The 13,672-nt window shown below is 59.3% G+C and carries 12 protein-coding genes; 1 reads left to right on the top strand and 11 read right to left on the bottom strand.

All coding sequences use genetic code 11. The annotated features are described in order from the left end of the window. Positions 1–284 precede the first annotated feature (284 nt). Positions 285–1,406 (bottom strand): amidohydrolase family protein, encoded by a 1,122-nt coding sequence (locus PverR02_RS20910; protein ID WP_079444317.1) that lies wholly within the window; start codon positions 1,404–1,406, stop codon positions 285–287. Positions 1,407–1,683: 277 nt separating this feature from the next. On the opposite strand from PverR02_RS20910, the gene PverR02_RS20905 reads away from it, so the two are divergent. Then, a complete protein-coding gene (locus PverR02_RS20905) occupies positions 1,684–2,583 on the top strand; it encodes a LysR family transcriptional regulator (protein ID WP_046382743.1) in 900 nt (299 codons plus the stop codon). 232 nt (positions 2,584–2,815) lie between these two features. On the opposite strand, the gene PverR02_RS20900 is transcribed toward PverR02_RS20905, so the two are convergent. The 10 genes from PverR02_RS20900 to PverR02_RS20855 form a co-directional block, all read right to left on the bottom strand. Next, on the bottom strand, positions 2,816–3,391 hold the full coding sequence (locus PverR02_RS20900) for a hypothetical protein (RefSeq protein WP_046382744.1): 576 nt from the start codon (positions 3,389–3,391) through the stop codon (positions 2,816–2,818). 56 nt (positions 3,392–3,447) lie between these two features. After that, positions 3,448–4,149, bottom strand: a complete 702-nt coding sequence (locus PverR02_RS20895) for a hypothetical protein (RefSeq protein WP_017847589.1) — start codon at positions 4,147–4,149, stop codon at positions 3,448–3,450. Between the two features lie 104 nt (positions 4,150–4,253). Then, positions 4,254–5,015, bottom strand: coding sequence for a phosphate ABC transporter ATP-binding protein PstB (gene pstB / locus PverR02_RS20890; RefSeq protein ID WP_017847588.1), 762 nt, complete (start codon positions 5,013–5,015; stop codon positions 4,254–4,256). Between the two features lie 76 nt (positions 5,016–5,091). Then, entirely contained in the window at positions 5,092–5,985 is an 894-nt protein-coding gene (gene pstA / locus PverR02_RS20885; RefSeq protein ID WP_026140105.1) for a phosphate ABC transporter permease PstA, read from the bottom strand. After that, on the bottom strand, positions 5,985–6,950 hold the full coding sequence (pstC, locus tag PverR02_RS20880; RefSeq protein WP_026140104.1) for a phosphate ABC transporter permease subunit PstC: 966 nt from the start codon (positions 6,948–6,950) through the stop codon (positions 5,985–5,987). Before pstC ends, pstA begins: the two co-directional genes overlap by 1 nt. 74 nt (positions 6,951–7,024) lie before the next feature. Further along, entirely contained in the window at positions 7,025–8,056 is a 1,032-nt protein-coding gene (gene pstS, locus PverR02_RS20875) for a phosphate ABC transporter substrate-binding protein PstS (protein WP_057005722.1), read from the bottom strand. A 453-nt stretch (positions 8,057–8,509) separates the two neighbouring features. Next, a complete protein-coding gene (locus tag PverR02_RS20870; RefSeq protein ID WP_057005721.1) occupies positions 8,510–9,508 on the bottom strand; it encodes a helix-turn-helix domain-containing protein in 999 nt (332 codons plus the stop codon). A gap of 71 nt (positions 9,509–9,579) precedes the next feature. Continuing rightward, positions 9,580–11,058, bottom strand: coding sequence for an aldehyde dehydrogenase family protein (locus tag PverR02_RS20865; protein WP_057005720.1), 1,479 nt, complete (start codon positions 11,056–11,058; stop codon positions 9,580–9,582). Between the two features lie 71 nt (positions 11,059–11,129). After that, positions 11,130–11,978, bottom strand: coding sequence for a VOC family protein (locus tag PverR02_RS20860; RefSeq protein WP_079444315.1), 849 nt, complete (start codon positions 11,976–11,978; stop codon positions 11,130–11,132). 22 nt (positions 11,979–12,000) lie between these two features. Next, positions 12,001–13,647, bottom strand: a complete 1,647-nt coding sequence (locus PverR02_RS20855; protein ID WP_079444314.1) for a bifunctional 3-(3-hydroxy-phenyl)propionate/3-hydroxycinnamic acid hydroxylase — start codon at positions 13,645–13,647, stop codon at positions 12,001–12,003. Positions 13,648–13,672: the final 25 nt, after the last annotated feature.

Raw genomic sequence — 13,672 nt, 5'->3', positions numbered from 1 at the left:
AATGATGTTTATCCATGTTTGTCTACAGATGGGCCAATATAATTTAATGGGTGTAGTGCTTGCTGTCGGCAATGCGGGTCGGTTGGTTTTTTATAGTCTTTTGACTGATTTATCTAAAGCTGCATGGGCCCATGGTTATGATTGATCGGTATTTGTTTATTCGGTTCGATCATCTTGGCTGGGATCCCGAGCGAACGGCAGAGACGATTTGGTGAAGTCTTGAACGGTTCGCAAAAAAAAGGCCGGTCAAACCGGCCAAAGGGAAATCGAGAGTTTCGCCAACGCTATACGGGGAGTTTCAGGATTCTGGCCGCGTTGGCGCCGAGTACTGCCGCTTTCTCGCGCGGGCCCAAGCCTACGCTTTCGACAAAACGCACCGGCTGTTCATAGCCCATGTCGAAGCAGTAGTCGCTGCCCAGGACCAGATGGTCGATACCGACGTTGGCGATCAAATAGTCCAGCACCGGCCCGGAGTGCGACACGGTGTCGTAGCTGAATCGCGTCAAGTAGCTGCTCGGCTTCTGGGCCAGGCGTCGTGTCTCAGGGCGTGAGGTCCACCCGGCATCGAGACGTCCCACGAGTATTGGCAAAGCCCCACCGGCGTGAGGCAATGACACATGCAGTTGAGGGTATTGATCCAATACTCCGCCGAGGATCAGGTGTGACGCCGCGATAGCGGTATCGAACGGGTTGCCCAGCAAGTTGCTCAAGTAGTAGTTGCTCAGACGGTTGCCGCCGACCGTTTGTTGCGGGTGCAGGAATACTGGGAGTCCGAGCTGTTCTATACGGGCAAAGACGGGCGCGAAGCGCGGATTGTCCAGGTCCAGGCCGTTGATGTTTGTGCCCATGTACACCCCACGAACCCCAGGCAATTCGGCGGCGCGTTCCAGCTCGGCGATGGCATCGTCAGCCTCTAGCATCGGCAACGTGGCCAGCACCACAAAACGTTGTGGGTGTTGGCGATGGACCATCGACGCAGCATCGTTCCAGGCACGTGCCAGGCGGGCATTGAGTTGTCGATCTGCCCAGTACACCATTGGCACGCTAAGGGACAGCGCCTGTACGTCGACGCCGGAATGGTCCATATCGAGCAAACGCGCCTGCACGTCGATGAATTTCAACGGCAATGGCCCCAATCCTCCGGCCGGGGTGGCGAAGCTGAAAGTAGTCTCCTGGCGGGTATAGCTTGCACCGAACGTTTTGCCCTCACTTCCCAGGAGGTGTAAGAACTCTTCAGGGTAGTAATGTGCATGGATGTCCACCGATCGCACCGGGACATCGGCACCTTTCTTGATCGGTGCCGCCGAGGCGGGTGATAAACGGGTAACCAGCAGACCGCCGGCGGTAGCTGCCATGATGCCCAGCAGTTGGCGACGGGTCTTTGAAAGACAGCAGGGGCATTGCATCGTCGATCTCCTTTTTATTGTTGTCTTGACGGGTTCAAGTGCGCGCCTTTGTGCTTGCACGGGTTCAGAGCGACCGGTTCTCGCCGTGGCATGTACCCGCTCCGAGACATCGCTCTATTAATCGGTCGATCATTTGATCAATTTTGATTATCATCCGATCAATAGGGGGATCGCAAGCCTCCTTAACCAATCAAGCCATTGAGCACAGCCATGCAAGACTCCCATTGCCTGGTCATGCACAGTCGCTACCTTTACCTTTCGATCTCGGAATCCGTGCATGGACAAGTTGCTGGCGCTGAAAATGTTTGTCGAAACGGTGCGCTGTGGGGGTTACTCATCTGCGGCGCGTAAGCTCGGCATCTCCACATCGTCTGTGACACGGCAGGTCGCGGGGCTGGAAAGTGAGTTGGGCGCCAGCCTGCTCAACCGCACCACGCGCAATACGAGCGTCACGGTGGCGGGGCAGCACTATTTCGATAAAGTCGTGGCGATCCTTGAGGCCATCGATGGCGCGGATGCCGTCGTTGCCGACCGTGGCAGCGAAGCTCAGGGGCGTTTGCGGGTCAGTGTCCCGGTGGAATTCGGCCGGCGAATCATCGCCCCGCACTTGGGGCGGTTGCTTGAACGCCATCCCGGTCTGGAAATCAGTCTCTCGCTGAGCGACGAGGTCAGTGACCTGCTCAGCGAACAAATCGATGTGTCAGTACGTCTTGGTTCATCGGTTGTCAGTGATGACATCGTCAGCAAGCGGCTGGGCTATTTCCAGCGTTGGGTGGTGGCGAGTCCCGAATACCTGACACGAACCGGACTGCCGCGACACCCTCGCGACTTGCTCGAGCACCCGTGCTTGCGTTTCGATTACCACACGGGCCACCACGACTGGACATTCCTGGGCGATGAGGACGTCATCCGCGTGAATGTGCAGGGACGGCTGCAAAGCAACAATGCCGACATTCTGCGCGAGGCTGCCTTGGCCGGTGGCGGGGTGACGCTATTGGCCGATTGGCTGGTACGTGAGGACGTCAGTGCAGGTCGGCTGACGCGGGTGCTGGAGCAATATGAAGTCAACCCAGGCAGTGCAAGCACCTGCATCAATGCGCTGTATCTGCCCAACCACCGTGGTTCCAGCCGCATCAGTGTATTCATCGCGTTTCTTCAGGAAATACTCGCGCCCTAAGCACGTCCTGCGCATCAGGCAAGATCGCGTTGCGCGTCGCTTTTGATCGAATTGACTGCCAGCCAATACCCGCGCGGCGTGCGAATACCCTCTTCCTCACCCGCAGGCCCACAACGTGTCCGGTTAGGGTAAAGGCAATGGAGCGATTTCGATGAACACACAAGAGAATGTCCAGACCGTGAAGTTTTTTTTGCAGCCATGGGCCGCGGTGATAAGCCAGGGTTACTAAAAATCACGAGGGCACAATTTCCGAGCATTGTTGTGCTGGCTTCTTGTTCCTGAACGGTTGTTGCCAAGCGAGCTGTGCTTGGACTTCCGCCACGGCATCGAGGACTTTCTGTGCCCAGCGCTCATCCTCCGGATGCACGACAACAACGCGAAAACCGTGATCACGCCCTTCAGTCCGCACGCCTTCGGAATCGTCGACATGTAAGTCGATATCGAATGCCGGCGGAAATTTCGAGGGCGCGTTCGACAGGCCATGCACCGTCAGGGCACGGTTATGCAGCATGCTGTTGACCACCCCGTCGACGCGGATGCCGTACAGCAATAGCCAACGCCTGATGTAGGACGGAGTGCGACCGGACGAGGTGTAGACCCAGATACTGCAGCCCTGGCGACGTAACTCTTGGGTCAGGGAGCGTGTACCGATACGCAGTGGTTCACCCAGCCAACGATGCACACAGGCCGGCAGCCGGCTTGGCTCGACCGCGCAGTGGTGGAGTTGGCAGGCCAGGGTGTCATCGATATCGAACGAAATGCGTATGCGCTGACGCCTGAATCCGTGCATCGGGACGGCGCGCCGCATGGCGTGCCATACCCGGCTGCCGGAAGCTCGGCATTTAGCGAGCGTGGGATACCGGCTCATCGATGACCCTCCTGGTAAAGGGGCGAGGCCTTGTCGTTGAGAAGAAATTTCATTGAATCAGATGCCTGATCTTCCAGGAAGGCTGCATACTTTTTCTTGATCTTGGGCAATTCATACAACGCCTTGACGCCATGCTTGGCGGAGTTGCGTATGACCGATGACGGGTTGAAGTAGCCCTCGGCGTTTTTCAGCGTCAGCACGAATGGAGGCAAACCTGCGCGCATGAGCAAATAGCTGACGATGAGCGACCCACTGCGGTTATTGCCTTCAATAAACAACTGCGGCTTGCTGAGGATTCGCACGTAGACACCGGCTGCACGTTTCCAGACGGATTCGCTGCGATACGCACAGTACCAATTGAACAAGTCTTTTATCCCCCCCTCGACGTTGTTGAAGAAGTGTTCCTCGGTCGCCGCCAGATGTTGAGCGTATTCCCGTCGGCGTACCGGGTCCCGACCACAGAGCACGGTGGCGTTGATCTCCAGCATCAGGTTCAGTTGCTGAAGGTCGAACAGGTCTACGCCGCTTGCGACATAGCTGTCAATCAACGCATAACCTTCAAGTACATTGTGCAGCACTTCGTCAGTCAAGGGGTCGCGCGGCTCGGTAAAGTGCCTGCTGAGCTCGGAAAAGCGGCTCTGCACCTCGCGTAGCGCGCGTTCGATTGCAGGTAAATCAAGACGACGGGGTGCAGGCATTGGCAATCCTGGGAAACGGTAGATAAGCAGGTAAAACGACCGGATGCCCGCTAAAGCACCTTTGGCACTATAGCGGTATGCGGTCTTGACTGGACGTTTGCTGTTTAGCTGAACTTGCCGCTGATGTAATCCCCGGTCATTTGTTCGCGCGGGTTATCGAAAATCTGCGCCGTTGGGCCCATCTCAACCAAATAACCGGTGCGCGTGCCCTGAGAAATATCAACCGAGAAAAACGCCGTCGTGTCCGCAACACGGATGGCTTGTTGCATATTGTGGGTGACCAGGGCGATGGTGTAATCCTTCTTCAGCTCAACCATCAACTCCTCGACCCGACGCGTCGCGATCGGGTCGAGTGCCGAACAGGGCTCATCCAGCAACAGCACTTCAGGTTCGGTCGCGATGGCGCGAGCGATACAAAGCCGTTGTTGCTGGCCGCCGGAGAGTGACAGGCCGCTGACCTTGAGCTTGTCCTTGACCTCATCCCACAGCGCCGCGCCTTGCAGGGCGTGCTTTACACGGTCTCCCAGGTCGCCTTTGTAGCGATTGAGGCGCAGGCCAAACGCAACGTTGTCGAAAATGCTCATCGAAAATGGGTTCGGCTGCTGAAAAACCATACCGATGTAACGTCGCACGACCACCGGGTCAACGCCCTTGCCATAGACGTCTTGCCCAAGGAAATGCACGTGCCCTTCAAACCGAAAGCCTTTCACCAGATCGTTCATCCGATTGAGGCTACGCAGCACGGTACTTTTGCCGCAGCCAGAAGGGCCGATGAAACCGGTGATCTTGTTTTTTTCGATCGGCACATGGCTGTCACGTACCGCCATGAAGTTGCCGTAGAAAATTTTGTCCAGCTTGCAGTCCATGACCACAGGCGCCTGGGTGACAAACGGAGCGGCTATTTGCGCAGTTGATACGTTCAAAATTCAGATGCTCCCGTTCTCAATACTTGGGCTTGCCGAAAATGCGGCTGACAATATTCACGACCAGTACGATCATCACCAGCACCAGTGAGGCTGCCCATGCGAGCTCGAGTTGGTTGTCGAAGGGCATGCCGGAGAAGTTGTAAATCAGCACGGCAAGCGATGCCGTCGGATTCATGACTGCCAGGCTGCCGTCGTGAAAAATCCAGTAGTTGCTGAACAGCGCGGTAAACAACAACGGCGCGGTTTCGCCCGCGGCGCGGGCCACGGCGAGCATGACGCCCGTCAGGATCGCCGGCATGCCGGTAGGCAAGACGATTTTCCAGATGACCTGCGAGCGGGTACAACCCATGCCGTAGGCCGCATCCTTCATGATTTTAGGCACCATCCTCATCGACTCTTCAGCCGTCAGCACGACGATGGGCAACATCAGTACCGCCAGTGCCACGCCACCCGCCGGTGCTGAATAGGTACCGGTGGTCATCACCACCAGCGCGTAGGCAAACACCCCGGCCAGAATGGATGGCAGGCCCGTGAGCATCTTGGCGGCAAAGCGCGCGGCGTTTGCCAGCTTGCTGTCTGGCCCCAGTTCCGCCAGAAAGATGGCCGCCATGATGCCGACCGGCACCGCGATTGCCGCCGCGATACCGACCATGACGAAGGTGCCTGCCATCGCGTTGCCGAAGCCACCGCCGGTCTCGAAACCGGTTGGCGGCAGTTCGGTGAATACCTCCAGGCTCAGACGTGCCCCTCCGCGCGTGATCAGCATGTAGAGCACGGAAATCAGCGGCACGCTGGCCAGTAGAGCACCACCCCAGACCAGTGTGGTCAACACCAGGCTGCGCAGGGCGCGGCCTTCAAACTTGCGCTGCAGGCTTGGTAAAGCGGCTGTAGAGGAAGTGATGTCAGTCATCATTTAGTACCACGTTGGGCATAGACCATGATCATGGAACCGATGATGTTCACCAGGAGCGTGATAAACATCAGTACCAGTGCGGCGTACATCAATACTTCGATTTCGTTCGGCCCGGCTTCGGGGAAGTTCAGCGCCAACAAGGCCGCTAGCGTATTGGCCGGGGCAAACAGAGAAAGCGAGATGTTGTTCGCGTTGCCCACCAGCATGGCCAGCGCCATGGTTTCCCCTAGCGCGCGACCCAGGCCGAGGACCAGGGAACCGAAAATACCGGTGGCGGCGGATGGCACCATCACCTTCAGAATCGCTTCCCAATGGGTCGTCCCCATGCCGTAGGCGGCTTGCTTGGTTTTCATCGGGACACCGGTGAGGGCGTCCTGCGACACGGCCGCAATGGTCGGCAGAATCATGATGGCCAGTACCAACGCCGCAGGAAGCAGCCCCGGCCCGCTCAAGGTCGTGCCAAAAAAAGGTATCCAGCCCAGTTCGCTGTTCAGCCACGCCGTAAGCGGGCGAATCGTCGGGATCACCACGTAAATCCCCCACAGGCCATAAACGACGCTGGGGATGGCCGCGAGTAATTCGACGATGGTTCGAAACACGGCTGCCAGCTTCGCCGGCAGGAAATCCTGGGTCAGGAAAATCGCCATGCTGACGCCGAAAAAGCCTGCGATCAGCAACGCGATCAGGGCGCTGTAGAGCGTGCCCCAAATGGCCGGCAAAATGCCGTACTTGCCTTGGTTAACGTCCCAGACGCTGCCGAGAAGCACATCAAAACCGTGCTTTTCCATGCCTGGAAGGGCCTTGCGTCCCACCTCGAATACCAAGGCGAAGACCAACGCCAGAATCAGAATCACCCCTATTCGTGCGAGCGCACGGAAGGTGCGATCAACCAGGAAATCCTTTGCAGAGGGTGGCTGGCAGGCAGAATCCTGGTTAACCGGTACGACAAAAGGTGTGCTCATAGGCTAACTCCGGAACAAGGGGGAAACGCTCCCGGTATGGCTGAGCGCGCATACCGAGAGAGGCCTCACGTGCGTTACTGGATGTTGGCGGACGCTTTGCGAACCTCATCGACAACCGATTTCGGCAGCGGGATGTAACCCATCGAGTCGGCGATTTTCTGCCCTTCGGTCAGGCTGTATTCGACCATTTCGCGCATCGCCTTGGCCTTGGCCGGGTTCTCGTTGTGCTTGCGGAAGATCATCCAGGTGTAGGACGTGATCGGGTAGGACTTGGCGCCGTCCGGATCCGGCAGCCAGGCCACCAGGCTTTCCGGCATTTTCACTGCCGCGAGGGCCTCGGCACCGCTTTCTGCGTTAGGGACAACGTACTTGCCGGCCTTGTTCTGCAGTTGGGCAAAGTCAACCTTGGCCAGCTTGGCGAAACCGTATTCGATGTAGCCGATAGCGCCCGGAGTCTGGCGCACGGTCGCTGTCACACCATCGTTCTTCGGCGATTTGATGAATTTGTCGCTGGCAGGCCAGTTGACAGTGTTGCCTTCACCCAAATCTTTCTGGAACTGTGGGTTGATCGTCGCCAGATGCTTTGTGAATACCGCAGTGGTACCGCTGGAATCTGCACGCACGACCACGGTGATCGGCATATCAGGCAGTTTCAGGCCCGGGTTGGCTGCAACGATTTGCGGGTCGTTCCACTTGGTGATCTTGCCCAAGAAGATGTTGGAGTAAACGTCGCGTGGCAATTTGAGTTCTTTAGGATTGCCCGGCAGGTTAAAAGCCAACACGATTTCACCTGCTGTCATCGGCAGCAACTGCACGCCTTCGGCAACCTTGGCGATATCTTCGTCTTTCATTGCCGAGTCACTGGCGGCGAAATCGACGGTTTTGTTCAGGAAGTCCTGCACACCGGCGCCACTGCCCTTGGATTGATAATCCACAGTGACGCCTGCGGTTTTCTTACTGAAATCCTTGAACCAGGTCAGGTAGATCGGTGCCGGGAAACTAGCGCCTGAGCCGCTCAGACGAACGCTTTCCTCAGCAAAAGCCATGGAACTTGCACAAAGAGAAACCGCAACGGCGAGTGCAGCAGACTTCATCAAATTTTTCATCGAAGGAACTCATTGTGATAACGGGCTCCCGAACTCTGCAGCACTTTCGTTAAGCTTTTATGAAAGTTGAATGGCGGGTCGCGCCAACCGCGCCAGGCGCTAGGGGCTGGCCGTTGTGCATTAGGTCGTCCAGCCTTTGCGAAACGTCGAGGTCAGGTCATTACCGTGAAGGTAAAACCAGTACCACCAGAACCCTGCAGCCGTTCGAGGCATCAGTCAGCGCACTGAGACTCTCCGGTGCGGGTCTTGAGTTCCTGAAAGACATGCAAGGCAACGCGGGAGAGAAAAACAGGGGGGCCGGTTTCTTGTCCCTGGGTGCCTTTGACGGTTTCGCTGGGGCGACGTACAGGATGACGGTTGATCGGTGCGTTACCAGCCCTTGCCGGGCGGTGAGGCGCATTGATCGCAGGGGCCGTCCATCAACGCCTTGGCGCTGGCGGACGGCGCCTGGGGTTACGCCGCAGTGGCGTTGGCACGGGTGTCGCTGGCGGTGTCACGAAACAACCGGGGCGACATGCCGAATGTCGCTTTGAAGTGCCGGCTGAAATGCGAGCTGCTGCCATAGCCCCAGGCATAGGCGATCTCGGTGAGGGAGCGATGGGCCTGTTCATGGTTGCGCAGGTCCTCGGCGCAACGGGACAGCCGACGCTGCCAGATGTACTCGCTGACACTGCACCCCAGCTCGTCCTGAAATGCCCGATGCAAGCTGCGCACTGAGCATTGCTCGGCGTTGGCGATGCGCTCGATGCTGAGGTCGCGGTCGGCCAGGTGACGCTCGATATACGCCTTGAGGCGATTCTGTTTGAAAAAGCGGAAGTCATGGTCGAGTTGCTTTTCATCTTGTTTGTTCTTCAGCGCATTGTTCAGCAACCCGGTGATGCTGTCGCCGATCAGCCCGGCCGATTGGCTGTTGAGCAGGGGATATTGGTGATAAGCGTCGCTGATCAAGTGCATCAGCATGCGCCCCAGCCCGTTGCGGCCATTCAAGTGCATGTCGCCGGTCTGCGTCAGTTGCCCGGCGGGGCCCTGGAATAGCAGGATAAAGTGCTCGCAGCCCTGGGTGCTGGTGACGCTGAAGGGTTTGCCGCAGTCGACCAGGAGCATTTCGTCCGGCGCGACGGTGCTGTTTTGCTGGCCTTGCTCGAAATGACTGACACCAGCGACCTGCAGTATCAACATGCGCGGTGTGTCGACGACATCAAGCGCCTTGCTCAGGTGGCGTGAATAGCGATGGGCACTGGCGGTCATGCGGCAGAAACGCAACTGGCCCAAGTCGCCGTATTCCAGGCGGCCCTGGAAGTTGCCGTTGTGCAACGGGTCGATGTTGGTGGACTCCAGGCGCTTTATATACTCCGGCGTGCGGCCCAGGTGATCGCTCATGAACTCTTTCCATTTCATCAGCCGATCAGAGCGAACGACTTGATCGGTGGATACGCAGGCTAGGTTATTCATTGTTTCGCCTTTTGTTTTTTTGTTTTGGGCTGGCGGGCAAGGTGTGAGCCTTGCCCGCTCCTGACAGACGATCAGAACGGGTAGTGATGGCCCCCGGCTTGCCAGGTGACCCAATGGGCTCGGGTAAACTCATCCAAGGCATAGTGGCCGTTGAAGCGTCCAAGACCGGAGTTCTTTTCGCCGCCGAACGGCGCATTGGGCTGGTCATCGACGGTGATGTCGTTGATATGGGTCATGCCCGCTACGATGCCCCGGGCAAAGCTCAGGCCGCGTGCCATGTCACGGGTAAACACCGCGCTGGACAGACCGTACTCGCTTGCATTGGCCAACTCCAGGGCATGGGCCTGATTCTGCGCAATCATCAGCGGCAGCAACGGGCCGAACGTTTCATCGCGGGCCAAGGCCTGCTCGGGGCCCACTTCACCGAAGACATGGGCCGGTAGCACCAGCCCGCGCGCCTGGCCGCCACACAGTTGCTTGAGACCGGCACGCTCGGCGGCGTCGATCTTCCCAAGCAGGCCATCAAGCTGACTCTGGTTGACCACCGGCCCGATTACCGTATCGGCCTTGGCCGGGTCACCGGTCTTGAGATTGCGCACGCGCTCGACCACCAGCGCCGCGAAGTCGGCATACAGCGCGCGATCAACAATGACCCGGTTGACGCTCATGCAGATCTGGCCCTGATGCAGGAAGCGCCCGACCACGGCGGCATGCGCCGCTATCTCGATGTCCGCATCCTCCAGCACCACCAGCGGTGCGTTACCGCCCAGCTCCAGGGCCACGCGCTTGATGTGCTTGCCGCCAGTGGCGATGCGTCCCACGTTGCGTCCCACGTCGGTGGAGCCGGTGAAGGAGATCAGGCTCGGTATCGGGTGTTCGACGAACGCATCGCCGATCTCTGCACCCGCGCCGACCACCACGTTCAGCGAGCCCGCCGGGAACCCGGCCTCTTCGAACAGATGGGCAATCAACAGGCCGCCGGTAACCGCCGTATCGCTGGCGGGCTTGAGCACCACGGTATTGCCCAGCGCAAGGGCCGGCACCACCGAGCGCATGCTCAGGTACAGCGGGAAGTTCCACGGGCTGATCACACCGACCACCCCCAGCGGCTCGCGAAACACGAAACTCTGTTCGCCAGGCTTGTAGCTGGTCAGGATCCGGCCTTCAACCTGCATCGGCAGTGTTGCGCATTCGCGAACCAGGTTGAGGGTGAACTGCCATTCCATGCCAGCTTTGATACGGGTACTGCCGGACTCGCGGATCAGCCAGTCGATGATTTCTTCGCTGCGGTTCTGGATGACCTGGGCGAGTTTTTCCAGTTGCGCACTGCGCTGGGTCGGGTGCAGCGCTGCCCAGTCGGTTTGCGCGCGTTGGGCGGCCTGGTAGGCGTCATCCAGGTCGGCCACCGAGGCCAGGGGCATTTCCAGCAAGGGTTCGCCGTTGAAGGGGTTGCGGTCGTCCAGGCGTCGTGCAGAACGACCCGCACGCCAGGTGCCGTTGATGTATTGGTCGCCGTTGATGGCGTAGGCCGCGAGTATTGGAGTTGTCATAGTCTTACCTTAGAGGCAGGTAGCCGCGTCGATTGAGGGTGGTGAGGGCAGACCCTTTAGGTTGAGCGTATTCAGCTTCGGATCCAGGCGCGTCCCCAGGCGTTGAGGGTGTATTCCTCCTGCGGCCAGACGCCAGGCGGGCGGGAGGCTTCGGTGATCTCCAGCTCGGCCGAGAATTCCAGGCGGTTGCGATCGGCATCGACCACCATGAAGAACAGGTTGTTGCCTGGGCCATGTCGTCCCGGGCCGAAGAACAAGGTGATCCGCTCCTTGGCGAAGCGGTCGCCCCAGTCGCGGATGTCATTCCATTCGTTGGTTTCGTAACAGTGGTGATCCCACTCGTTTTTCGATCCGCGGAAGAACGCCAGCGAATGGTGTTCATCGTCCGAACGCAGGAAGCAGGTGGTGAGCTGGCCGCTTTGCTCGTCGACGACATTGTCCGAGACGGTGAACCCCACTGTGTTGACGTAGAAGTCGATCATCGCTTCCAGCTCCGTGGTCTGGAACACCACGTGCTGCAGGCGCCCCGGCATGCCCTTGCGGTCGATGGTGGACGCGCCGCGAGACACGCCAAATAGGGTTTGCCGACCCTGGGGGTCACGGATTTGAAAGGCGCCCGCTTCCAGCAGCGGCGAGTCGAGCGCTTCGACCTGACAACCGTTGCCGAGCAGGCGTGCGCGCAGTTCACTCAAGTGCGCTTGGCTGCCCAGGTCATACGCCGCCGCGAGCAGGCCGCTATGGTCGGCGGGTGAAATCAGCATGGCCCGTTGGGGCCCCTGGAGCAGCCAGCTGCCGTCAGCCTGCGCCAGGCCGTCCATGTCCAGCAGGCGCTGATAGAAGTCGACCTGCTGCTGTGGAGCTTTGCTTGCCAGGTGCAGGTAACACAGGCGGGCGGGGGTGGAAGTCTGCAAGGTTTGCATAAACACCTCTGGGGCTGAAGGTTCAGGGGTAGACGGGCGCCATGCCCGGCTGATCCGCGCAGTTGTTCGTCAGGGTGATGCCGAACAGCGATTGCAATGCGTCGGCGACTGGGTCTTGCGTGGCCATCTCGAAGATGGCGGCGACATAGCGATCCGGACGCAGCAGCAGAAACTTCTGGCTGTCGCCGAGCAGGTCCTTGAGCGCATTCTCGCGGTCTTGCAGCACGGTGCAGCCGGGGATCGACGGTAGCGTCTGAACGTGTGCGGGCAGGATCAGGATGCGTTTGGCTTCCAGGTGGTCCCACAGACCGTGTCGCAGTTCATCGAGACGTGGATGGGGCAGGTCGCCATATTGGATCAGGGCGAAGCCGGCACCGATGGTCGTGTCCAGCAGGTGAGCGCGGCCTTGGGCATCGGTCAGCAATGGCTGAGGAAACATTTGCCCGCAGGCCAGTTTCCCGGCCTTGCCTTCGGGCAATACCAGGCCTTTGGTAAAGCGCGGTTTGGGCTTGAAGCGCATTTGCAGGAAATAATCGCGCAGCGGCGGCACCAGGCCGATGACCGCGAATGCCGCGCTGATCAGGCGAGCCCGCAGCACGGTGGCTGGCGCCATGACCACGCCAAGGTTCAGGGCCAGCTTGATCAAGGCCCAGGCATGGTCGCGCCGCTCGCTTTCGTAGGACAGCAGGGCGTTCGCCGCCATTTGGCCCTTGAGCACGGCGACCAGCTTCCAGCCCAGATTGTGGGCATCGCGAACGCCGCTGTTCATCCCTTGCCCCGCGTAGGGCGGGGTCAAATGCGCGGCATCGCCGGCGAGAAATACGCGGCCGACCTGCCAACGTTCGGCGATGCGGGCATGAAAGGTGTACACCGTCTTGCGCACGATGGACACCGGGGCATCGCCTTTGAACGGACGAAGCAGGGTGTGCAGGCATTCGGGGCTGAGCACCTGCGCATCGGTTTCGTCCGGCTTGAGCAGGAATTCAAAGCGCCGCGTGCGGTGTGGGCCGGGCACTTCCACCACGGGGCGGCGGGCATCGCAGTACACGCGGGTCTGCCAGAAGGGGTCGTCATCCTGGTCGGTATCGACCACCAGCCAGCGTGAGGAGAAGCTCGACCCCACCATCTCGATCCCCAGTTGCTTGCGCACCGGGCTGCGGCCGCCGTCGCAGGCGATCAGGTAGCTGGCCTTGACGTTGAGCAACTGGCCATCGGCATCCTTGATCAACGCGTGCACGCCATGCTGGTCTTGGGTGAACTCGAGCAGCTCGTGATTGAAGCGCGCGGTCAGGTTCGCAAAACGCTCAAGGCCGGTCTTCAGCGTGCTTTCGAACAGCGGCTGGCGGAAGGCGTTACGCTTGGGAAACCCATATAACCTGCCGGTCGGCTCGACCTTGCCGAAGCAACGCCCGCCCGCGCGGGTGAAGTAATGCACGCCATAACCGGGCACCACATCGCGCAACACGGCGTCATCCAGCCCGATGGCTTGCATGGTGCGCAAGGATTCATCGTCGATCGAGACGGCACGCGGTTCGGTCACGGTGCCGGGTTTGCGGTCGATGATCAGGCTGTCCACGTTGGCCTGGCCGAGGAGGTTGGCCAGGGTCAGTCCGGTAGGGCCTGCCCCGATGATCAAGACTTGGGTGCTGAAGCTGTTGAGGGTTGTCATTGTTATTCCCTTCCAAAGTTTTCAG

This window comes from Pseudomonas veronii (assembly GCF_002028325.1).
In the GTDB taxonomy this organism is placed as follows: Bacteria; Pseudomonadota; Gammaproteobacteria; order Pseudomonadales; family Pseudomonadaceae; genus Aquipseudomonas; species Aquipseudomonas veronii.
This window is presented reverse-complemented; position numbering and strand designations above follow the sequence as displayed.

Excerpts from the sequence above, each read along its gene's own strand:
- PverR02_RS20910 (WP_079444317.1), bottom strand. The coding sequence starts at position 1,406 with ATGCAATGCCCCTGCTGTCTTTCAAAGACCCGTCGCCAACTGCTGGGC.
- PverR02_RS20905 (WP_046382743.1), top strand. The coding sequence starts at position 1,684 with ATGGACAAGTTGCTGGCGCTGAAAATGTTTGTCGAAACGGTGCGCTGT.
- PverR02_RS20900 (WP_046382744.1), bottom strand. The coding sequence starts at position 3,391 with ATGCGGCGCGCCGTCCCGATGCACGGATTCAGGCGTCAGCGCATACGC.
- PverR02_RS20895 (WP_017847589.1), bottom strand. The coding sequence starts at position 4,149 with ATGCCTGCACCCCGTCGTCTTGATTTACCTGCAATCGAACGCGCGCTA.
- pstB (WP_017847588.1), bottom strand. The coding sequence starts at position 5,015 with ATGGACTGCAAGCTGGACAAAATTTTCTACGGCAACTTCATGGCGGTA.
- pstA (WP_026140105.1), bottom strand. The coding sequence starts at position 5,985 with ATGACTGACATCACTTCCTCTACAGCCGCTTTACCAAGCCTGCAGCGC.
- pstC (WP_026140104.1), bottom strand. The coding sequence starts at position 6,950 with ATGAGCACACCTTTTGTCGTACCGGTTAACCAGGATTCTGCCTGCCAG.
- pstS (WP_057005722.1), bottom strand. The coding sequence starts at position 8,056 with ATGAAAAATTTGATGAAGTCTGCTGCACTCGCCGTTGCGGTTTCTCTT.
- PverR02_RS20870 (WP_057005721.1), bottom strand. The coding sequence starts at position 9,508 with ATGAATAACCTAGCCTGCGTATCCACCGATCAAGTCGTTCGCTCTGAT.
- PverR02_RS20865 (WP_057005720.1), bottom strand. The coding sequence starts at position 11,058 with ATGACAACTCCAATACTCGCGGCCTACGCCATCAACGGCGACCAATAC.
- PverR02_RS20860 (WP_079444315.1), bottom strand. The coding sequence starts at position 11,978 with ATGCAAACCTTGCAGACTTCCACCCCCGCCCGCCTGTGTTACCTGCAC.
- PverR02_RS20855 (WP_079444314.1), bottom strand. The coding sequence starts at position 13,647 with ATGACAACCCTCAACAGCTTCAGCACCCAAGTCTTGATCATCGGGGCA.